15 protein-coding genes are annotated in these 20303 nt (G+C 71.4%); 9 read left to right on the top strand and 6 right to left on the bottom strand.

Features of this window, described 5'->3' with window-relative positions; genetic code table 11:
* Positions 1-55 precede the first annotated feature (55 nt).
* The 6 genes from AB0I77_RS33300 to lgt all read left to right on the top strand — a co-directional run bounded on the left by AB0I77_RS33300 (position 56) and on the right by lgt (position 5828).
* A complete protein-coding gene (locus tag AB0I77_RS33300) occupies positions 56-532 on the top strand; it encodes a DUF2752 domain-containing protein (RefSeq protein ID WP_363286466.1) in 477 nt (158 codons plus the stop codon).
* 165 nt (positions 533-697) lie between these two features.
* The gene (gene trpC / locus AB0I77_RS33295) at positions 698-1507 is read left to right on the top strand and encodes an indole-3-glycerol phosphate synthase TrpC (protein ID WP_363286465.1); all 810 of its coding nucleotides are present in this window, start codon (positions 698-700) and stop codon (positions 1505-1507) included.
* Between the two features lie 303 nt (positions 1508-1810).
* The gene (trpB, locus tag AB0I77_RS33290) at positions 1811-3097 is read left to right on the top strand and encodes a tryptophan synthase subunit beta (RefSeq protein WP_363286464.1); all 1287 of its coding nucleotides are present in this window, start codon (positions 1811-1813) and stop codon (positions 3095-3097) included.
* 14 nt (positions 3098-3111) lie between these two features.
* Complete coding sequence (gene trpA / locus AB0I77_RS33285) at positions 3112-3930, top strand: tryptophan synthase subunit alpha (protein WP_363286579.1); 819 nt, start codon at positions 3112-3114, stop codon at positions 3928-3930.
* 86 nt (positions 3931-4016) lie between these two features.
* A complete protein-coding gene (locus AB0I77_RS33280; protein ID WP_363286463.1) occupies positions 4017-4793 on the top strand; it encodes a thioredoxin domain-containing protein in 777 nt (258 codons plus the stop codon).
* A 93-nt stretch (positions 4794-4886) separates the two neighbouring features.
* Positions 4887-5828: a prolipoprotein diacylglyceryl transferase gene (lgt, locus tag AB0I77_RS33275; RefSeq protein WP_363286462.1), complete on the top strand. Its 942-nt coding sequence runs from the start codon at positions 4887-4889 to the stop codon at positions 5826-5828.
* 65 nt (positions 5829-5893) lie between these two features.
* Here lgt and AB0I77_RS33270 read toward each other — a convergent pair whose 3' ends face one another.
* Genes AB0I77_RS33270 through AB0I77_RS33245 form a run of 6 tightly spaced genes read right to left on the bottom strand, consistent with a single transcriptional unit; the run spans position 5894 to position 12824 of the window.
* Positions 5894-6724: a CoA ester lyase gene (locus AB0I77_RS33270; protein ID WP_363286461.1), complete on the bottom strand. Its 831-nt coding sequence runs from the start codon at positions 6722-6724 to the stop codon at positions 5894-5896.
* A complete protein-coding gene (locus tag AB0I77_RS33265) occupies positions 6721-7911 on the bottom strand; it encodes a CoA transferase (protein ID WP_363286578.1) in 1191 nt (396 codons plus the stop codon). The genes AB0I77_RS33270 and AB0I77_RS33265 overlap by 4 nt, the downstream gene beginning before the upstream one ends.
* 20 nt (positions 7912-7931) lie before the next feature.
* Entirely contained in the window at positions 7932-9308 is a 1377-nt protein-coding gene (locus tag AB0I77_RS33260) for an ADP-ribosylglycohydrolase family protein (RefSeq protein ID WP_363286460.1), read from the bottom strand.
* Positions 9296-10471, bottom strand: coding sequence for an ADP-ribosylglycohydrolase family protein (locus AB0I77_RS33255; RefSeq protein WP_363286459.1), 1176 nt, complete (start codon positions 10469-10471; stop codon positions 9296-9298). Before AB0I77_RS33255 ends, AB0I77_RS33260 begins: the two co-directional genes overlap by 13 nt.
* 8 nt (positions 10472-10479) lie before the next feature.
* Positions 10480-11778, bottom strand: a complete 1299-nt coding sequence (locus AB0I77_RS33250; RefSeq protein WP_363286458.1) for an ADP-ribosylglycohydrolase family protein — start codon at positions 11776-11778, stop codon at positions 10480-10482.
* Complete coding sequence (locus AB0I77_RS33245; protein ID WP_363286457.1) at positions 11775-12824, bottom strand: ADP-ribosylglycohydrolase family protein; 1050 nt, start codon at positions 12822-12824, stop codon at positions 11775-11777. Before AB0I77_RS33245 ends, AB0I77_RS33250 begins: the two co-directional genes overlap by 4 nt.
* Before the next feature lie 293 nt (positions 12825-13117).
* Between AB0I77_RS33245 and AB0I77_RS33240 the strand changes: the two genes are divergently transcribed.
* From AB0I77_RS33240 to AB0I77_RS33230, 3 genes are all read left to right on the top strand, one after another.
* A complete protein-coding gene (locus AB0I77_RS33240; protein ID WP_363286456.1) occupies positions 13118-13849 on the top strand; it encodes a VIT1/CCC1 transporter family protein in 732 nt (243 codons plus the stop codon).
* A 381-nt stretch (positions 13850-14230) separates the two neighbouring features.
* Entirely contained in the window at positions 14231-18826 is a 4596-nt protein-coding gene (gene gltB / locus AB0I77_RS33235) for a glutamate synthase large subunit (protein ID WP_363286577.1), read from the top strand.
* Positions 18819-20282, top strand: coding sequence for a glutamate synthase subunit beta (locus AB0I77_RS33230; RefSeq protein WP_363286455.1), 1464 nt, complete (start codon positions 18819-18821; stop codon positions 20280-20282). Before gltB ends, AB0I77_RS33230 begins: the two co-directional genes overlap by 8 nt.
* Positions 20283-20303 lie beyond the last annotated feature (21 nt).

Genomic DNA, 20303 nt, shown 5'->3' with positions numbered 1-20303 from the left:
TGAGGGGCGGCCCGGGCGGCCGTCCCTCACGCGTGTTCGGTCCGCGCAGGGCACAATGCGAGACGTGAACGCCGACAGCCACCAGAGCCAGCGACTGACACCGCCCGGCCCGAAGGTGACGCCGTCCGGCGCCGGGGCCGTGCTGGGGCGGCTGGCGGTGCCCGCCGGAGTGCTCGCGGCGGTCGCCGGGGCCTTCGCCTACGTCGGGACCGTGGACCCCAACGAGCCCGGCCACTACCCCGTCTGCCCGCTGCTGCGCTACACCGGCATCTACTGCCCCGGCTGCGGCGGACTGCGCAGCGCGCACGCCTTCGTCCACGGGGACTTCGCGGCGGCGCTCCAGGACAACGCGCCGGCCGTCCTGGGCTATCTGGCCTTCGCGGTGCTGTGGACCGTCTGGGTGGTCCACGCGGTGCGCGGGCGCCCCATGCGGATCGATCCGGGGCCGGTGCTGATGTGGACGCTCGGCGCGTCGCTGCTGGTCTTCACGGTTGTCCGGAACCTGCCGTTCGGTGGCTGGCTACACCCTTGATCAACTGGCGAAGGTCCAGGTAGAGGGGTCGGCGTCAACCGGATGCGAGGCCTACGCCTTCCTCCGGATACCATCGCAGTGACCACCGGTTTTCTCCTGATGGGACAGGCCGGTGGCGGAAGCCGAACCGCTTGAACAGTCAACCGCTGGAAGGGGGCCGCTCGCGTGAGTGTGCTCGACGAGATCATCGACGGAGTCCGTGCCGACCTCGCGGAGCGGCAGGCGCGCGTCAGCCTCGACGAGCTCAAGGAGCGCGCGGCGAAGGCACCCGCGGCCAAGGACGGGATCGCCGCGCTGCGCGGCGAAGGCGTCAAGGTGATCTGCGAGGTCAAGCGCTCCAGCCCCTCCAAGGGCGCGCTGGCCGCGATCGCCGACCCGGCCGGACTCGCCGCGGACTACGAGGCGGGCGGCGCCGCCGTCATCTCCGTCCTCACCGAACAGCGCCGCTTCGGCGGCTCGCTGGCCGACCTGGAGGCGGTCCGCGCGCGCGTGGACATCCCCGTGCTGCGCAAGGACTTCATCGTCACCTCGTACCAACTGTGGGAGGCCCGGGCCTACGGCGCCGACCTCGCGCTGCTCATCGTCGCGGCCCTGGAGCAGTCGGCCCTGGAGTCCCTGATCGAGCGTGCCGAGTCCATCGGGCTCACGCCGCTGGTCGAGGTGCACGACGAGGACGAGGTCGACCGCGCGGTGGACGCGGGCGCCAAGGTGATCGGCGTCAACGCGCGCAACCTCAAGACGCTGGAGGTCGACCGCTCGACGTTCGAGCGGATCGCCCCCGAGATCCCCGCCCACATCGTCAAGATCGCCGAGTCCGGTGTCCGCGGCCCGCACGACCTCATCGCGTACGCCAACGCCGGCGCCGACGCGGTTCTCGTCGGCGAATCCCTGGTGACCGGCAAGGACCCCAAGACGGCGGTCTCCGACCTGGTGGCCGCGGGGGAGCACCCCGCACTGCGGCACGGCCGGGGCTGATCTCCCGGTAGGCTGAGCGGCGATGACTGTGACAATCACCCTGGCGACCACGGACCGGCACGCCCGCCTCGCGCGCGGCTGCCGTCCCCGCGGCTGCCGCGCGCCCGCGAGGCGGGTACACGGCCGCCGGGTGAGATACGTCATCGGTGACGAGCCGGGCCAGGTGAACGGCCGGCGATGGCAGCGCCCCTTTTAGGGGCGCGGGGAACGGCGCGACCAGCCACAACGGTCCCGCAGTCAACCAACCATCCTCGCCCCCACGGCGATCAGTGTCCTTCCAAACACTCACCGTGAGGTTCAAGCATGCCCAGCGAGTTCTTCATCCCCGACCCCGAGGGTCAAATCCCCACCCCCGAAGGCTACTTCGGCACCTTCGGCGGCAAGTTCATCCCGGAGGCCCTCGTCGCCGCCGTGGACGAGGTCGCCGTCGAGTACGACAAGGCCAAACACGACCCCGAGTTCGCCCGTGAGCTCGACGACCTGCTCGTCAACTACACAGGCCGACCGTCGGCGCTCACCGAGGTACCCCGGTTCGCCGAACACGCCGGTGGCGCGCGGGTGTTCCTCAAGCGCGAGGATCTCAACCACACCGGCTCCCACAAGATCAACAACGTGCTCGGCCAGGCGCTGCTCACCAAGCGCATGGGCAAGACCCGCGTCATCGCGGAGACCGGGGCCGGCCAGCACGGGGTCGCCACCGCCACCGCCTGCGCGCTGTTCGGGCTCGAGTGCACCATCTACATGGGCGAGATCGACACCCAGCGCCAGGCCCTGAACGTGGCCCGGATGCGCATGCTCGGCGCCGAGGTCATCGCCGTGAAGTCCGGCAGCCGCACGCTGAAGGACGCGATCAACGAGGCCTTCCGCGACTGGGTCGCCAACGTCGAGCACACCCACTACCTCTTCGGGACCGTCGCCGGACCGCACCCGTTCCCGGCCATGGTGCGCGACTTCCACCGCGTCATCGGCGTCGAGGCCCGCCGCCAGATCCTGGAGCGCGCGGGACGCCTCCCCGACGCCGCCATCGCCTGTGTCGGCGGCGGCTCCAACGCCATCGGCCTCTTCCACGCCTTCATCCCGGACGCGGACGTCCGCCTCATCGGCTGCGAGCCCGCCGGGCACGGCGTCGAGACCGGCGAGCACGCGGCGACCCTGACCGCCGGCGAGCCCGGCATCCTGCACGGCTCGCGGTCCTACGTCCTCCAGGACGAGGAGGGCCAGATCACCGAGCCGTACTCGATCTCGGCCGGTCTGGACTACCCGGGCATCGGGCCCGAGCACTCCTACCTCAAGGACACCGGCCGCGGCGAGTACCGCGCGGTCACCGACGACGCCGCCATGCAGGCCCTGCGCCTGCTGTCGCGGACCGAGGGCATCATCCCGGCGATCGAGAGCGCCCACGCGCTGGCCGGCGCCCTGGAGGTCGGCCGGGAGCTGGGCAAGGACGGGCTGATCGTGATCAACCTGTCCGGGCGCGGTGACAAGGACATGGACACCGCCGCCCGCTACTTCGACCTGTACGACGCCGACGCCGAGGTCACCGCCGACGCGGACACCGACACCGCCGAGATCGAGGGGGACGCCAAGTGAGCGGGGCTGAATTCATCGGCGGAAAGGGTCAGCTGCTGACCGACACCCTCGCCGCCACCAAGGCCGAGGGCCGCGCCGCCCTCATCGCCTACCTCCCGGCCGGGTTCCCGACCGTGGACGGCGGCATCGAGGCGATCAAGGCCGTTTTCGACGGCGGCGCGGACATCGTCGAGGTCGGTCTGCCGCACAGCGACCCCGTCCTGGACGGCCCGGTCATCCAGACCGCCGACGACATCGCCCTGCGTGGCGGCGTCAAGATCGCCGACGTCATGCGGACGGTCAAGGAGGCGTACGAGGCCACCGGAAAGCCGGTGCTCGTGATGACGTACTGGAACCCGATCGACCGCTACGGCGTCGAGCGCTTCACCGCCGAGCTCGCCGAGGCGGGCGGGGCGGGCTGCATCCTGCCCGACCTGCCGGTGCAGGAATCGGCGCTGTGGAGGGAGCACGCGGACAAGCACGGGCTCGCGACCGTCTTCGTCGTGGCGCCCAGCAGCAAGGACGAGCGGCTCGCCAAGATCACCGCGGCGGGCAGCGGTTTCGTCTACGCCGCCTCGCTGATGGGTGTCACCGGCACCCGTGAGTCGGTCGGCGCGCAGGCCCAGGACCTGGTCGAGCGCACCCGGGCCACCGGCACGGACCTGCCGGTCTGCGTCGGCCTCGGTGTTTCCGACGCCCGGCAGGCAGCCGAGGTCGCCGGCTTCGCCGACGGCGTGATCGTCGGCTCGGCCTTCGTCAAGCGGATGCTGGACGCCCCGGACGACGCGGCCGGCGTCGAGGCCGTCCGCGCGCTCGCCGGTGAGCTCGCGCAGGGCGTGCGCGGAAAGGCGTAACAACCGGGTATTCATACGGCTCACTCGAACGGGTGGACCTGGGGCCGGGGAGGCGCGGTGCGCCTCCCCGGTTCGTTCTGCGGGGTGTGAGCGAGAAGAACCGAGACGGAAAGCGCACGGCCCGCGAGCGGCTGGCGGACGAGCGTGCGAAGCAGAAGGCCGCCGAGAAGCGGCGCCGTACGCTGATCGTGGGCGCGAGCGTGGTCTGCGTCCTGGGGCTCGCGGCGGTGATCGGCGTCGTCGCGGCGAACGCGGGCAAGGACGACGGCAGCGACTCGTCGGGCCCGGTCGTGGCACCCTCCGGGGCGCAGGGCAAGGACAGCCTGGCCATCCCGGTCGGCAAGGAGAGCGCCAAGTCGACGCTCACGATCTGGGAGGACTTCCGCTGCCCGGCCTGCAAGGGCTTCGAGACGGCGTACCGCCCGGTGATCCACGAGCTGACGAACGCGGGTCAGCTGAAAGTGGAGTACCACCTGGCGACGATCATCGACGGCAACCTGGGCGGCACCGGCTCCCGCACCTCGGCCAACGCCGCGGCCTGCGCCCAGGACGTCGGCAAGTTCACCCCGTACCACGACGTGCTCTACGACAACCAGCCGGCCGAGACCGACGACGCCTTCGCCGAGAACAGCAAGCTCATCGAGCTGGCGGACAAGGTCGACGGACTCGACACGCCCGCGTTCCGCACCTGTGTCGAGGACGGCACGCACAACAGCTGGGTCGAGAAGTCCGCCGCGGCCTTCCGCAACGGCGGCTTCAGCGGCACACCGACCGTGCTCCTCAACGGCACGAACATCTACCAGGACCAGACGATGACCCCGGCGAAGCTCAAGCAGCTGGTGCAGGAGGCCGCCAAGAAGTAAACGTGGCCGCCCGCTTTCATACCCGCCCGTTATGGACCCGTAGCCGGGCTGCCTGCCGTGGGTCCGGCCCGGCAAGGTAGCGTCGACCCTGCCATGGATATTGCCTACATTCCCAGCCCTTCGCGCGGGGTGATCCACCTCGGTCCCATTCCGCTGCGCGGCTATGCGTTCTGCATCATCATCGGCGTCTTCGTTGCCGTCTGGCTCGGCAACAAGCGCTGGATCGCCCGGGGCGGGCGGGCCGGCACGGTGGCCGACATCGCGGTCTGGGCCGTGCCGTTCGGTCTGGTCGGCGGTCGGCTCTACCACGTGATCACGGATTACGAGCTGTACTTCAGCGAGGGCCGTGACTGGGTGGACGCCTTCAAGATCTGGGAAGGCGGTCTCGGCATCTGGGGCGCGATCGCGCTCGGTGCGGTGGGCGCGTGGATCGGCTGCCGGCGCCGGGGCATCCCGCTGCCCGCCTGGGCCGACGCCCTCGCCCCCGGCATCGCCCTCGCCCAGGCGATCGGGCGCTGGGGGAACTGGTTCAACCAGGAGCTGTACGGGAAGCCCACCGACCTGCCCTGGGCGCTGAAGATCACGTCCTCGACGGACGGGCGGGTGCCGGGCACCTACCACCCGACGTTCCTGTACGAGTCGCTGTGGTGCATCGGTGTCGCGGTGCTGGTGATCTGGGCCGACCGGCGCTTCAAGCTCGGGCACGGACGGGCGTTCGCGCTGTACGTCGCCGCGTACTGCGTGGGCCGCTTCTGGATCGAGTACCTGCGCGTCGACGACGCCCACCACATCCTGGGCCTGCGGCTGAACGACTGGACCGCGATGATCGTGTTCCTGCTCGCGGTGCTGTACTTCGTGCTGTCGGCGAAGAAGCGGCCGGGGCGGGAGGCCGTCGTGGAACCGGGTGCCTCCGATGACGAGGCCGACGGCGAGGCCGACGCTGACAGCGACGACGACGAGACCGAGGTCGCCGACGCGGAGGACGGAGAGAAGGCCGAGGAGAAGGACGGGGCCGGGTCGGGGAAGAAGACCTGACGGTCGGTCGTACGTGGATGAGGGCGCCCTGGGATTTCCGGGCGCCCTCTTCGTTGCGTGTGGGGTCAGTTCCGGCGGGCCAGTGTCAGCGTTCTCTGCGCCGCTGCCACCACCGCCGCGTCGATGAACCGGCCGTCCGGCAGCGCCAGGGCGCCCGGTTCCGCCGTCGCCGCCTTGACGATCGTCTCCGCCTGTTCGATCTCCTGGGCCGTGGGCGCGTAGGCCCGCTCGATGACCGGGAGTTGGCGGGGGTGGACGGCCGCGCGGCCGAGGAAGCCCAAGGCGCGGCCGTGGGCGCAGGAGGCGGCGAGGCCCTCCAGGTCGCGGATGTCGGGGTGGACGGACTGGGGCGGCGGGGCCAGGCCCGCCGCCCGCGCGGCCACGATCACCCGGGAGCGGGACCAGTCCAGGCCCGCGTCGTCACGGACGCCCAGCTCGGCACGGAGATCCGCCTCGCCGAGGCCGATGCCGCGCAGGGACGCGTGGGCGGAGGCGATGGCGTAGGCCCGCTCGATGCCCAGGGCCGTTTCCAGGAGGGCGTACAGCGGAGGTGCGCCGCCGTCGGCGGGGGCCGTGCGTTCGGCGAGGCCGACGATCTGCTCCGGGGAGGTCACCTTGGGCAGGCGCAGGCCGGACAGGCCCGGGAGCGCGGTCATCGCCGTCAGGTCCGCCGGCGCCCAGGGGCTCTCCAGGGCGTTCACGCGGACGTGTACGGGTACCGGTTGCGGCTCGGTGAGGAGTTCGGCGGTGGCTGTGCGGGCGTACTCCTTGCGGTCGGGGGCGACCGCGTCCTCCAGGTCGATCACCACGACGTCGGCGCCTGCGGCCAGGGCCTTCGCGACGATGTGCGGGCGGTCGCCGGGGGCGTACAGCAAGGTGAGGGGGGTCGCTGTCATACGGCGCCCTCCTCGCGCAGGGTGGCCAGGTCCGCCCGGGTCAGGCCCAGTTCGGCCAGGACGTCCGCCGTGTCCGCGCCGTGCGGGCGGCCCGCCCAGCGGATCGCGCCGGGGGTGGAGGAGAGGCGGAAGAGCACGTTCTGCATCCGGAGGGGGCCCAGTTCGGGGTCGTCGACCGTGGTGACGGTGTCGAGGGCCTGGTACTGCGGGTCGGTCATCACGTCCCGTACGTCCTGGATCGGCGCCACCGCGGCCTCCGCCTTCTCGAAGGCCGCGAGGACTTCGGTGCGGGTGCGCTCGGCGATCCAGGTGCCCACCGCCTTGTCGAGGACGTCGGAGTGGGCGGCCCGGTCGGCGCCCGACGCGAACCACGGTTCGTCGATCAGCTCCGGACGGCCGACCAGGCGCATCACGCGCTCGGCGATCGACTGGGCCGAGGTCGACACGGCGACCCAGGTGCCGTCCGCCGTGCGGTAGGTGTTGCGCGGAGCGTTGTTCTGGGAGCGGTTGCCGGTGCGCGGCTGGACGTGGCCGAGCTGGTCGTACCAGGTCGGCTGCGGGCCGAGGACCGTCAGGATCGGCTCGATGATCGCCATGTCGACGACCTGGCCCTCGCCGGTGCGGTCGCGGGCGGCGAGCGCGGTCATGACGGCGTACGCCGTGGTCAGGCCCGCGATCGAGTCGGCGAGGCCGAAGGGCGGGAGGGTCGGCGGCGCGTCCGGTTCTCCGGTGATCGCGGCGAAGCCGCTCACCGCCTCGGCGAGGGTGCCGAAGCCGGGGCGGTGGGCGTAGGGGCCGAACTGGCCGAAGCCGGTGACGCGGGTGAGGACCAGGCGGGGGTTGGCGGCGGACAGTTCCTCCCAGCCGAGGTCCCATTTCTCCAGGGTGCCGGGGCGGAAGTTCTCGATGACGACGTCGGCGGTGGCGGCGAGGCGCAGGAGGGTGGTGCGGCCGCCGGGTTTGGAGAGGTCCAGGGTGATCGTGCGCTTGTTGCGGCCCAGCAGCTTCCACCACAGGCCCACGCCGTCCTTCGACGGGCCGTGGCCGCGGGACGGGTCCGGTTTCCTGGGGTGCTCGATCTTGATGACTTCCGCGCCGAAGTCGCCGAGCATCGTGGCGGCGAGCGGGCCGGCGAAGAGGGTGGCGAGGTCGAGGACGCGGAGGCCGGTGAGCGGGGCCGTGGTCATGCGGCCGGCCGGGCTGTGGGTCATGGGCGGGAAGCCTCCAGGCAGGTGAGGTGGGCCAAGGTGTCGAAGCCGGTGCCGTTGAAGTCGCCGATCGTTGTGGCGAGTCGGTTCTTGAGCGGGGCCGTCCAGCGGTCGGGGAGCGCGGAGGGGGTGCCCGCGAGGAGGGCGGCGACGCTGCCGGCCGTGGCGCCGTTGGAGTCGGTGTCCCACCCGCCGGACACGGCACGGCAGATGGAGCCGGTGAAGTCGCCGTTCGCGTGGGTGAGGGCGGCGGCGATCAGGGCGGTGTTGGGGACGGCGTGCACCCAGTGGTGGGTTTCGGCGTGGGTGGCGTGGAGTTCGTCGACGACCGTCTCGAAGTCCTCGTGTTCTTGCGCGAGTTGGAGGGCGTGACGGACGGCTCGGGCCAGGCGGGAGCCCGGCGGGACCACGGTGAGGCCGGTGCGGAGTGCGGTGTGGATGTCGGCTGCGCCGGTGGTCGCGGTGGTCGCGGTGGCGATGGTGGCCGCGATGAACATCGCCGCGTAGACGCCGTTGGCGGTGTGGGTGAGGGTGGCGTCCCGGTGGGCCTGTTCGGCGGCGGCTGCCGGGTCGCCGGGGTTGGTCCAGCCGTGGACGTCGGCGCGGATCAGCGCGCCGATCCATTCGCGGAACGGGTTGCGATGGCGGGCCGTGCGCGGGGGCTCCAGGCCGGTGAGGAGGTTGCGGTAGGCGATGCGTTCGGCCGTGAACGTGCGGCCGGCCGGGAGTTCGTCGAGCCAGAGGGCTGCCACGTCCGTGGTGGTGAAGTGTCTGCCGTGGCGTTGGAGCAGGAGGAGGTTGAGCAGGGGGTAGTTGAGGTCGTCGTCCTCGGGCATGCCGTCGATGTTCTCGGCGAGGGAGGTGTTCGCCGAGCGGCGGTTCCAGGGGTGCCGCGTGAGGAGTTCCGGGGGGACTCCTCGGGCTGTGAAGTAGGTGTTCAGGGGCCAGTTGCCGGTGGATTCGGCGAGTTGGCGGATGGCGGTCAAGGGGAGCTTTTCGACGGGTTTGCCCAGGAGGCAGCCGACGGCTCGGCCGAGCCAGGCGGCTTCCAGGTGGGCCTGGGCGGGGGCTGGGCGGGGGTGGGATGCGCTGCCCGGCCAGTCGGGGCACAGGGCCTTGATCCTCGTGAGGTCGGTCGGTTCCTCCTCCCGCAACCTGCTGGGCAGGTCGGCCAGTTCGTCCAGCAGGTCCTTGGCGAGCGTCCTCAGGTATCTCGACGCCGGTCGCGGTGAGGCGCCCGCCCGCAGTGGGGCCTGCGAGCCGCCCGCCGCTCGCCACCTCGCCGCGACGGCCGACGGCTCCCGGCCGTCCTGGGCCGCCTGGCGCAACTCATGGCCGATCAGGTCCTCCGGCTGGACCCAGGTCAGTCGGAGCATGCGGGGGTCCCGAGCGCGGTGAACGCCGTCTCGTGTGCGCGGCGGCGGTCCACGTCCCGTTCGAAGACCTCCCGGGTCACGGCCGTGAGCGTGGTCGCCGGTTCCCACAGGTCGAGGCGGCTTGCCTCCGACACCTGCTTCGCCCAGTCCTCCGGCACCGGCGAGCCCAGCGCGCCGGCGATCGCTCCCGCCATCGTGGCGATGGAGTCGCAGTCGCGGCCGTAGTTCACCGCGCCCAGGACCGCGTGGCGAAAGTCGCCGTGCGCGACCACCAACATCCCCAGGGCGACGGGGAGTTCCTCGATCGCGTGCAGGCGGGAGGGGCGGCGGGCGCCCAGGGAGGGGGAGCGGTAGTCGGGGCCCACCGTGTCGTACGGAGCCACCGCCTCCCGCAGCGGGCCCAGCGCCGACTCGAAGTCCGCGCAGCGGGACGCCGCCGCGCAGACTCGCTCGATCGCCGCCCGGGTGCCGTCCTTCGCCAGGGACAGACAGGCCGAGACGACCGAGTCCGGGGTCGCGCCCGGTGTGCTCGCCGCCGCGACCGCCGCCGCGAAGACGCCCGCCGCCTCGCGGCCGTACGACGACTGGTGGGCGCCCGCGATGTCGAGCGCCTCGGCGTACGCGCCTGCCGGGTTGGCCGCGTTGACCAGGCCGACCGGCGCCATGTACATCGCGGCACCGCAGTTCACGATGTTGCCGACGCCGGCCTCGCGGGGGTCCACATGGCCGTAGTGGAGCCTTGCCACCAGCCATTTCTCCGCCAGGAAGACGCGGTGCAGGGGGAGCGCCTCCGACTCCAGTTCCGGGATCCAGCGGGGGTTCTTCATCAGGTCCGGGACCAGGTGGTCCGCGATCGAGTAGGCGTCGAGGTGGTCGCGGACCTGTGCGTAGACCCGTACCAGCGCGTGCGTCATCAAGGTGTCGTCGGTGACGTGGCCGTCGCCCTTGTGGTACGGGGCGATGGGGCGGGCGGTGCGCCAGGCGTCGCCGTTCCAGGGGCCGACGATGCCGTGGACGCGGCCGGCGTGGCGCTCGAGGATCTGCTCGGGGGCGTAACCCTCGACGGGGCCGCCCAGCGCGTCGCCGACGGCCGCGCCGACCAGGGCGCCGGTGATCCGTTCGTCCAGGCTCGCTTTTTGGATTTCTGGTGTTGTGGGCTTCATGTCCCGAATCATCCCTCTGGTGGGGCCGGTTGCGTGGCTTCCAGGAGTTCGGCGAGTTCCACGAGGTCCGTGCCGGTGAGCCGGGGGAGTACGCAGCCGGAGAGGGTGCGGCAGGTGTCGCGCCAGGAGGCCGGGATCGACGCGCCGCCGCCCAGCGCGCCGGTCAGGGCGCCCGCGAGGGCGGGGGCCGAGTCCGCGACCCGGGACAGACAGGCCGCCGCCGGCACCGCCTCCGCGATCCGGCCGTGCGCGGCCAGGGCCAGGGCGAGGGCGACCGGGACCGTCTCGGCGGCGGCGATGCCGTAGCTGTAGACGTGGTCGACGATCTGGTGTTCGAGCAACGGGATCAGGGCGAAGGCGCTCTCGGCGTCCTGGGCGAGCTTGAGGGCGTGGCGGGCGTTGCGGCCGATCTCGGTGGACTCGGGGAGTTCGGCGAGGGCGGCCGTGACGCAGGCCTGTAGGCCGGCTCCGGCCAGGGCGAGTGCGAGTGCCGCGGCCATCGCGCGGGCGCCGTGCACTCCGTCGCCGTCCTGGGTGTAGCGGGCGTCGAACTCGGCCAGATCGGCGGCGAGTCGGGGGTCGCCCGGGTGGGCCACGGCCAGCACACAGGCGCGTACGCAGGCGGCGTCGTCGAAGTAGTGCGGGTTGTCGTGGCCGGTGGCGGGCGGGCGCAGGCCGGCGGCGAGGTTGCCGAGGCCGGCCCGGACGGAGATGCGGGCGCGCAGGGGGAGGACAGCGGACTCGACCTCGGGGGCACGGTCCGCCGCGGCGGCCACCTCGCCGGCGAGGGCGTTCCAGGTCAGGTCGATGGCGGCGCGGGTACGGCGTTGTCGGCTCAGGTCGCCCAGGACGGTGTCGTCGCCGGCCCGCAGGACGGCCTCCGCCGCGAACACCGCCCATTCGGCGTCGTCGGAGGGGCCGAGGCGGAGGGGTTCGGGGGGTTGGTTCAGGGCGATGGGGACGGGGAGGGTGGTTGTCGCGTTCTGTTCGGCGAAGGTGTCCAGTTCGCGGGTGAGGCGGCGGGTCCAGTCGGGCATGCGGGCGGCTCGGTGGCGGGCGGCGGGCCAGCCGGCGGCGTCGCCTGCGGCTAGGCCGAGGAGTAGGCCTTCGATGCGGTGAGGGTGGGTGCCGGTGTAAGCGGCCTCGGCTGCGCCTTCGGCCTTTTTGTTCCCACCCGCACCACCCGTACAACTTTCGTTGTCGGGTGCGGGTGGCCCCTGTGGGGGTTCCTCGCCGTCGGCGGCCGCGGGTTCGATCAGGTCCGCCGTGACCGCCGTCGTCTCGTCCCAGGGAGCGGGGGGCGTCATGAGGCCGTCTCCGCCGCGGGTGCGAATCCGGCCGTTCTCCATCTTCCGGCCTCGCCCGGTGTCAGCAACTCCGCCACGTCCAGGACGTGGTGCCCGGCCATCGACGGCAGGCAGCTGCCGCGGGCCGGGCCGATGGCCGTCGCCCAGTCGGGCGGGATCGCGGACGCGCCCCGGGTCGCGCCCGCCAGAGCGCCCGCCACCGCCGCCGTGGTGTCGGCGTCGCGGCCCATGTTGACGGCTGTCAGTACCGCCGGGACGAAGTCGCCGTCGGCCGCCGCGTACGCGCCGAAGGCGAGGGCGACCGCCTCGGGGGCCAGGTCGGTCCAGGGGTAGCCGCCGATGACGACGGCGGAGCGGACCGCGCGTTCGCCGCGGTGGGCCACCGCCACCGCGCGGCGCAGGGAGCGGGCCGTCCAGGAGTCGTCGGGGACGACCGCCAGGGCCGAGGCGACCACCGCGATGGTAGGTGCGCCCGCCATCGCCGCGGCGACGCCGGCCGCCACCGCCTGGCCGCCGTAGATGCCCTCGCCGTCGTGGCTCACCGAGCCGTCGATCGCCACCAGGCGGGCGGCCTCGGCGGGGCGGCCCGCCGCGAAGATGCCGAAGGGGGCCGCGCGCATGGCCAGCCCGTCGCTCCAGGCGTGCCGGTGCTGCGCGGAGATGGGGGCCGCGAGGCCCCGGCGGAGGTTCTCCAGCGTGCCGCGTTCGCTGAAGCCCGCGCCCCGGAAGGGGCCCTCGTCGCGGTCCGCGATCCACTCGTGCCAGGCGGCCTCCACGTGCGCCGGGGTGAGGGCCGAGCCGTGGCGCGCGAGGAGGAGGCCGGAGAAGATCGCGTACTCGGTGTCGTCCGTGCCGGACGGGGTGTCGGCGACGTAGCCGGTGATACGGCCCCAGCGGGCGCGGATCTCGGAGGGCTTCAGGTTCTCCGCCGGTGCCCCGAGGGCATCGCCGACGGCCAGGCCGAGCAGGGCGCCGCGAGCCCGCTCGCGGAGTTCGGCGGCGTTCCCGGGCGCCGGGACGGAGGGAATACAGGCGATCGATGCCATACGCGGCTCTCCTCTCGGGGGCGTTTCCGGATCAGGAGTCTCCGCAGATGTCGGAGGCGTTTCCGGGACGCGGAACCCTTTGCGGAACTGTCCCCGGTGCGGTGTTCCGCGCAGCCTCACGCGCCCCTGTGTCACCCGGTCGACATCTGTGCAGGCACTCGTGCAGATGAGCGGAGGGGGTCAAAGTCCCTGGTTAGTCCAGCCTTTCCTTGCTGGCGGGGCCGGAATGGGCGGCGTACATTGGGTGTTGTCAAAAAGTGGAATCAGTCCAATGAAGCTCCTGGGGGACCCGAGTGGCCATCATCGAGACCGAGGCGGCGCTGCACGAGGCGCACCGCGACAATCACACGCACCGCGATGTGACCGGCGGCTGGCTGCGCCCCGCCGTCTTCGGTGCGATGGACGGTCTGGTCTCCAACCTCGCCCTGATGACCGGTGTCGCGGGCAGTGCGGTCGGCCGGCAGGGCATCGTGCTGACCGGGCTCGCGGGTCTCGCCGCCGGTGCCTTCTCCATGGCTGCCGGCGAGTACACCTCCGTCGCCTCCCAGCGTGAGCTGGTCGAGGCCGAGCTGGACGTGGAGCGGCGGGAGCTGAGGAAGCACCCCAAGGACGAGGAGGCCGAGCTCGCGGCGCTGTACGAAGGCCGGGGCGTCGAGCCGAAGCTGGCCCGCGAGGTGGCCCGGCAGCTGTCGAAGGACCCCGAGCAGGCCCTGGAGATCCACGCCCGCGAGGAGTTGGGCATCGACCCCGGCGATCTGCCCTCGCCGCTGGTCGCCGCCGGGTCCTCCTTCGGGGCGTTCGCGCTGGGCGCCCTGCTCCCCGTACTGCCGTATCTGCTCGGCGCCACGGCCCTGTGGCCCGCGGTGCTGCTGGCGCTTGTCGGGCTCTTCGCGTGCGGTGCCGTCGTGGCCAGGGTGACGGCGCGGACCTGGTGGTTCAGCGGGCTGCGGCAACTCGCGCTGGGCGGGGCCGCGGCCGGTGTGACGTACGCCCTGGGCAGTCTGTTCGGAATCGCCGTAGGATAGTTCGGCCGGGACTTATGCGTTGGGCCGTATAAGTAGCCGTTACTCGCTGGTTTCGAATGCTTAACCACCGGGCATGAGCCGTAAGCGCTGTGGGCAATGAGGCCCGCGGCGCACCCGCGGGGTGGGCGACGACGCTCCCGCCCGCCACTTCGGGCCGACGGCATCAATCTGACCGATTGATCAGCTTTGGTCCCCACATACTTTGCGCCGCCGAGCGCGGTACCCGCCGCGACCCCGCGGCGTCCGCATGTTGGAACGGATTATCCCGGTTCCCGAGAACCGCTCCATCATGTAACCTGCACGAAATTTTGCACTCACGCAGAGGGCCAGCGTCGTCCCTCGGCAATCTGCATATGCCACATGACGACGACGGGAGAGCCGATGCGTACGCCGCGCCAGCCGTCCCAGCACTCCGCGAATGGCCAGAACTGGTCCTTCATGGATGCTCGCCCTGCTGCGCAGGGTATGTACGACCCCCGCAACGAGCACGACGCCTGTGGCGTCGGCTTCGTGGCCACCCTCACCGGTGAGGCGAGCCACGCGCTGGTCGAGCAGGCGCTCACCGTTCTGCGCAACCTCGAACACCGCGGTGCCACCGGCTCCGAGCCCGACTCGGGCGACGGCGCGGGCATCCTGTCCCAGGTGCCGGACGCCTTCTTCCGCGAGGTGGCCGGATTCGAGCTGCCCGCGGCCGGTGCGTATGCCGTCGGTACCGCCTTCCTGCGGGAGGACGGCATCGAGGACGCCGTCTCACGGATCGAGACGATCGCCGCGGAAGAGAGCCTGACCGTCCTCGGCTGGCGCGATGTGCCGGTCGCCCCGGAACTCCTCGGCGCCACCGCCCGCTCGACGATGCCCGCCTTCCGGCAGATCTTCGTGACCGACGGCGAGTCGACGGAGATCGCCCTGGACCGCAAGGCGTTCGTGCTGCGCAAGCGCGCCGAGCGCGAGGCCGGCGTCTATTTCCCGTCGCTGTCCGCGCGGACCATCGTCTACAAGGGCATGCTGACCACCGGCCAGCTGGAGCCCTTCTTCCCGGACCTGTCCGACCGCCGCTTCGCCTCCGCGATCGCGCTCGTGCACTCCCGGTTCTCCACGAACACCTTCCCGAGCTGGCCGCTCGCCCACCCGTACCGCTTCGTCGCGCACAACGGCGAGATCAACACGGTCAAGGGCAACCGCAACTGGATGGCCGCCCGCGAGTCCCAGCTGGTCTCCGACCTCTTCGGAGACCAGGAGAAGATCGAGCGGGTCTTCCCGATCTGTACGCCCGAGGCCTCCGACTCCGCGTCCTTCGACGAGGTCCTGGAGCTGCTGCACCTCGGCGGCCGGTCCCTCCCGCACTCCGTGCTGATGATGATCCCGGAGGCCTGGGAGAACCACGCCTCCATGGACCCGGCCCGCCGCGCCTTCTACCAGTTCCACGCCACGATGATGGAGCCCTGGGACGGCCCGGCCTGCGTCACCTTCACCGACGGCAAGCAGGTCGGCGCGGTCCTCGACCGCAACGGACTGCGTCCCGGCCGCTACTGGGTCACCGACGACGGCCTCGTCGTCCTCGGCTCCGAGGTCGGCGTCCTCGACATCGACCCGGCCAAGGTCGTCCGCAAGGGCCGTCTTCAGCCCGGCCGGATGTTCCTCGTCGACACCGTCGAGCACCGCATCATCGAGGACGACGAGATCAAGGCCGGCCTCGCCGCCGAGAAGCCCTACGCGGAGTGGCTGGAGGCCGGCGAGATCGAGCTGTCCGACCTGCCCGAGCGTGAGCACATCGTGCACACGCACGCCTCGGTCACCCGCCGCCAGCAGACCTTCGGTTACACCGAGGAGGAGCTGCGCGTCCTTCTCGCGCCGATGGCCAAGGCCGGTGCCGAGCCGATCGGTTCGATGGGCACGGACTCCCCGATCGCCGCGCTGTCCGACCGCCCGCGGCTGCTCTTCGACTACTTCACCCAGCTGTTCGCGCAGGTCACCAACCCGCCGCTGGACGCGATCCGCGAAGAGCTGGTCACCTCGCTGCGCTCCTCGCTCGGCCCGCAGGGCAACCTGCTGGAGCCGTCGGCCGCCTCCTGCCGCGGTGTGCTCCTGCCCTTCCCGGTCATCGACAACGACGAGCTGGCCAAGCTCATCCACATCAACGCCGACGGCGACATGCCCGGCATGAAGGCCGCGACCCTCTCCGGCCTGTACCGGGTCAGCGGTGGCGGTGACGCCCTCGCCGCGCGCATCGAGGAGATCTGCGCCGAGGCCGATGCCGCCATAGCCAACGGCGCCCGGCTCATCGTCCTGTCGGACCGCCACTCCGACGCCGAGCACGCGCCGATCCCGTCGCTGCTGCTCACCGCGGCCGTCCACCACCACCTCATCCGCACCAAGCAGCGCACCCAGGTGGGCCTGCTGGTCGAGGCCGGCGACGTCCGCGAGGTCCACCACGTCGCCCTGCTGATCGGCTTCGGCGCCGCCGCCGTCAACCCGTACCTGGCGATGGAGTCCGTCGAGGACCTGGTCCGCGCGGGCACCTTCCTGCCGGGTATCGAGCCCGAGCAGGCCATCCGCAACCTGATCTACGCCCTCGGCAAGGGCGTCCTGAAGGTCATGTCCAAGATGGGCATCTCGACCGTCGCCTCCTACCGTGGCGCCCAGGTCTTCGAAGCGGTCGGTCTGGACGAGCAGTTCGTCGAGAAGTACTTCAGCGGTACGGCCACCAAGATCGGCGGCGTCGGCATCGACGTCATCGCCAAGGAGGTCGCCGCCCGCCACGCCAAGGCGTACCCGGCCAGCGGCATCGCGCCCGCCCACCGGGCCCTGGACATAGGCGGCGAGTACCAGTGGCGCCGTGAGGGCGAGCCGCACCTGTTCGACCCGGAGACGGTCTTCCGCCTCCAGCACTCCGCGCGCTCCGGCCGCTACGACATCTTCAAGAAGTACACCGAGCGCGTGAACGAGCAGTCCGAGCGGCTGATGACGCTGCGCGGTCTGTTCGGCTTCACGTCCGACCGGCAGCCGATCCCGATCGACGAGGTCGAGCCGGTCAGCGAGATCGTCAAGCGCTTCTCCACCGGCGCCATGTCCTACGGCTCCATCTCCAAGGAAGCCCACGAGACGCTCGCCATCGCCATGAACCAGCTGGGCGGCAAGTCCAACACCGGTGAGGGCGGCGAGGACGCGGACCGGCTCTACGACCCGGCGCGCCGTTCGTCGATCAAGCAGGTCGCCTCCGGCCGCTTCGGTGTGACCTCCGAGTACCTGGTCAACGCGGACGACATCCAGATCAAGATGGCCCAGGGCGCCAAGCCCGGCGAGGGCGGTCAGCTGCCCGGCCACAAGGTGTACCCGTGGGTGGCCAAGACGCGTCACTCGACGCCCGGTGTCGGCCTCATCTCGCCGCCGCCGCACCACGACATCTACTCCATCGAGGACCTGGCCCAGCTGATCCACGACCTGAAGAACGCGAACCCGCAGGCGCGGATTCACGTGAAGCTGGTCTCCGAGGTCGGCGTCGGCACGGTCGCCGCGGGTGTGTCCAAGGCGCACGCGGACGTCGTCCTGATCTCCGGCCACGACGGCGGTACGGGTGCCTCGCCCCTCACCTCCCTCAAGCACGCCGGCGGTCCCTGGGAGCTCGGTCTCGCCGAGACCCAGCAGACCCTGCTGCTCAACGGCCTGCGCGACCGCATCGTCGTCCAGACCGACGGCCAGCTCAAGACCGGCCGGGACGTCGTCATCGCCGCGCTGCTCGGCGCCGAGGAGTTCGGTTTCGCGACCGCGCCGCTCGTCGTCTCCGGCTGCGTCATGATGCGCGTCTGCCACCTGGACACCTGCCCGGTCGGCATCGCCACCCAGAACCCGACCCTGCGGGAACGGTTCAACGGCAAGGCCGAGTACATCGTGAACTTCTTCCAGTTCATCGCCGAAGAGGTCCGCGAGATCCTCGCCGAGCTGGGCTTCCGCACGATCGAGGAGGCCGTCGGCCACGCCGAGAGGCTCGACGTCACGCGCGCCGTCGACCACTGGAAGGCGCAGGGCCTGGACCTGTCCCCGCTCTTCCACGTGCCTGAGCTGCCCGCGGGCGCCCCGCTGCACCAGGTCATCCAGCAGGACCACGGCCTGGAGAAGGCGCTCGACAACGAGCTGATCAAGCTCGCCGCCGACGCCCTGGCCGCGGACAGCGCCACCGACGCCCAGCCGGTGCGCGCCCAGGTCGCCATCCGCAACATCAACCGCACGGTCGGCACCATGCTCGGCCACGAGGTGACGAAGAAGTTCGGCGGTGCGGGCCTGCCCGAGGACACCATCGACATCACCTTCACCGGCTCGGCGGGCCAGTCCTTCGGCGCCTTCCTGCCGCGCGGTGTCACGCTGCGCCTGGAGGGCGACGCCAACGACTACGTCGGCAAGGGCCTCTCCGGCGGCCGGGTGATCGTCCGTCCCGACCGGGGCGCCGACCACCTCGCCGAGTTCTCCACCATCGCGGGCAACACCATCGCCTACGGCGCGACCGGCGGGGAGCTGTTCCTGCGCGGTCGTACGGGCGAGCGGTTCTGCGTGCGCAACTCCGGCGCGACGGTCGTCTCCGAGGGCGTGGGCGACCACGGCTGCGAGTACATGACCGGCGGTCACGCGGTGGTCCTCGGCGAGACGGGCCGCAACTTCGCGGCCGGCATGTCCGGCGGAGTCGCGTACGTCATCGACCTCGACCGCGACAACGTCAACGTCGGCAATGTCGACGCCGTCGAGGCGCTGGACGACACCGACAAGAAGTGGCTGCACGATGTGGTGCGCCGCCACCAGGAGGAGACGGCCTCGACCGTCGCCGGGAAGCTGCTCGCCGAGTGGGACACCGCGGTGGAGCGCTTCAGCAAGATCATCCCCAGCACGTACAAGGCAGTGCTCGCCGCCAAGGACGCCGCCGAGCGAGCCGGTCTCTCCGAGACCGAGATCACCGAGAAGATGATGGAGGCGGCGACCAATGGCTGATCCCAAGGGCTTTCTCAACCACGGTCGCGAGGTCGCCAGGACCCGCCCCGTCGGTGAGCGCGTCAAGGACTGGAACGAGGTCTACGTCCCCGGCTCCCTGCTGCCGATCATCAGCAAGCAGGCCAGCCGGTGCATGGACTGCGGCATCCCGTTCTGCCACAACGGCTGTCCGCTGGGGAACCTGATCCCCGAGTGGAACGACTACGCCTACCGCGAGGACTGGGCGAACGCCTCCGAGCGCCTGCACGCCACGAACAACTTCCCGGAGTTCACGGGCCGGCTGTGCCCCGCTCCGTGCGAGTCGGCGTGTGTGCTCGGCATCAACCAGCCGCCGGTCACCATCAAGAACGTCGAGGTCTCGATCATCGACAAGGCGTGGGAGACCGGGGATGTCGCCCCGCAGATCCCCGAGCGCCTGTCCGGCAAGACGGTCGCGGTCATCGGTTCAGGCCCGGCGGGCCTCGCCGCCGCGCAGCAGCTGACCCGGGCCGGCCACACGGTCGCCGTCTACGAGCGCGCGGACCGCGTCGGAGGCCTCCTCCGGTACGGCATCCCCGAGTTCAAGATGGAGAAGCGGCACATCAACCGCCGTATCGAGCAGATGCGCGCGGAGGGCACCCGCTTCCGTACGGGCATCGAGATCGGCCGCGACATGAAGGCGACGGACCTGCGCAAGCGGTACGACGCCGTGGTCATCGCCGCCGGATCAACTACCGCCCGTGATCTTCCCGTCCCCGGGCGGGAGTTGAAGGGCATCTACCAGGCCATGGAGTACCTGCCGCTGGCCAACAAGGTCCAGGAGGGCGACTACGTGGCGCCCCCCATCACGGCCGAGGGCAAGCACGTCGTGGTCATCGGCGGTGGCGACACCGGCGCCGACTGCGTGGGCACCGCCCACCGCCAGGGCGCGGCCTCCGTCACCCAGCTGGAGATCATGCCCCGCCCGGACGAGGAGCGGAACCCGGTCGCCCAGCCCTGGCCGACCTTCCCGATGCTCTACAAGGTCACCTCCGCGCACGAGGAGGGCGGCGAGCGGATCTACTCCGTCTCCACCACCCACTTCGAGGGCGACGAGGACGGCAACGTCCAGTGGCTGCACCTCACCGAGGTGGAGTTCGTCGAGGGCAAGCTGACCTCGAAGCCGGGCACGGAGCGCAAGATCCCCGCCCAGCTGATCACCCTCGCCATGGGCTTCACCGGCACCGACCGGGACAACGGCCTGGTCGACCAGTTCGGCCTGGACCTCGACGAGCGCGGCAACATCGCCCGCGACGCCGAGTTCCAGACCAACGTGCCGGGCGTGTTCGTCGCCGGTGACGCCGGCCGCGGCCAGTCCCTCATCGTGTGGGCGATCGCGGAGGGCCGCTCGGCCGCGAAGGGCGTCGACCGCTTCCTCACCGGTGTCAGCGACCTGCCGGCGCCGATCCGCCCGACGGACCGTTCGCTGATGGTCTGACGGGTCCCCGGGGCCTTAGGT

Origin of the sequence: Streptomyces sp. NPDC050619, assembly GCF_040654815.1 — a bacterium.
GTDB lineage: Bacteria > Actinomycetota > Actinomycetes > Streptomycetales > Streptomycetaceae > Streptomyces.
The sequence above is the reverse complement of the archived record's forward strand: the minus strand, read 5'-3'. Positions and strand labels throughout refer to the sequence as shown.

What these genes read in the sequence shown, in the direction of transcription:
- AB0I77_RS33300 (WP_363286466.1), top strand. Translation starts at nt 56, where the DNA reads ATGCGAGACGTGAACGCCGACAGCCACCAGAGCCAGCGACTGACACCG.
- trpB (WP_363286464.1), top strand. Translation starts at nt 1,811, where the DNA reads ATGCCCAGCGAGTTCTTCATCCCCGACCCCGAGGGTCAAATCCCCACC.
- lgt (WP_363286462.1), top strand. Translation starts at nt 4,887, where the DNA reads ATGGATATTGCCTACATTCCCAGCCCTTCGCGCGGGGTGATCCACCTC.
- AB0I77_RS33270 (WP_363286461.1), bottom strand. Translation starts at nt 6,724, where the DNA reads ATGACAGCGACCCCCCTCACCTTGCTGTACGCCCCCGGCGACCGCCCG.
- AB0I77_RS33265 (WP_363286578.1), bottom strand. Translation starts at nt 7,911, where the DNA reads ATGACCACGGCCCCGCTCACCGGCCTCCGCGTCCTCGACCTCGCCACC.
- AB0I77_RS33260 (WP_363286460.1), bottom strand. Translation starts at nt 9,308, where the DNA reads ATGCTCCGACTGACCTGGGTCCAGCCGGAGGACCTGATCGGCCATGAG.
- AB0I77_RS33255 (WP_363286459.1), bottom strand. Translation starts at nt 10,471, where the DNA reads ATGAAGCCCACAACACCAGAAATCCAAAAAGCGAGCCTGGACGAACGG.
- AB0I77_RS33250 (WP_363286458.1), bottom strand. Translation starts at nt 11,778, where the DNA reads ATGACGCCCCCCGCTCCCTGGGACGAGACGACGGCGGTCACGGCGGAC.
- AB0I77_RS33245 (WP_363286457.1), bottom strand. Translation starts at nt 12,824, where the DNA reads ATGGCATCGATCGCCTGTATTCCCTCCGTCCCGGCGCCCGGGAACGCC.
- gltB (WP_363286577.1), top strand. Translation starts at nt 14,231, where the DNA reads ATGCGTACGCCGCGCCAGCCGTCCCAGCACTCCGCGAATGGCCAGAAC.
- AB0I77_RS33230 (WP_363286455.1), top strand. Translation starts at nt 18,819, where the DNA reads ATGGCTGATCCCAAGGGCTTTCTCAACCACGGTCGCGAGGTCGCCAGG.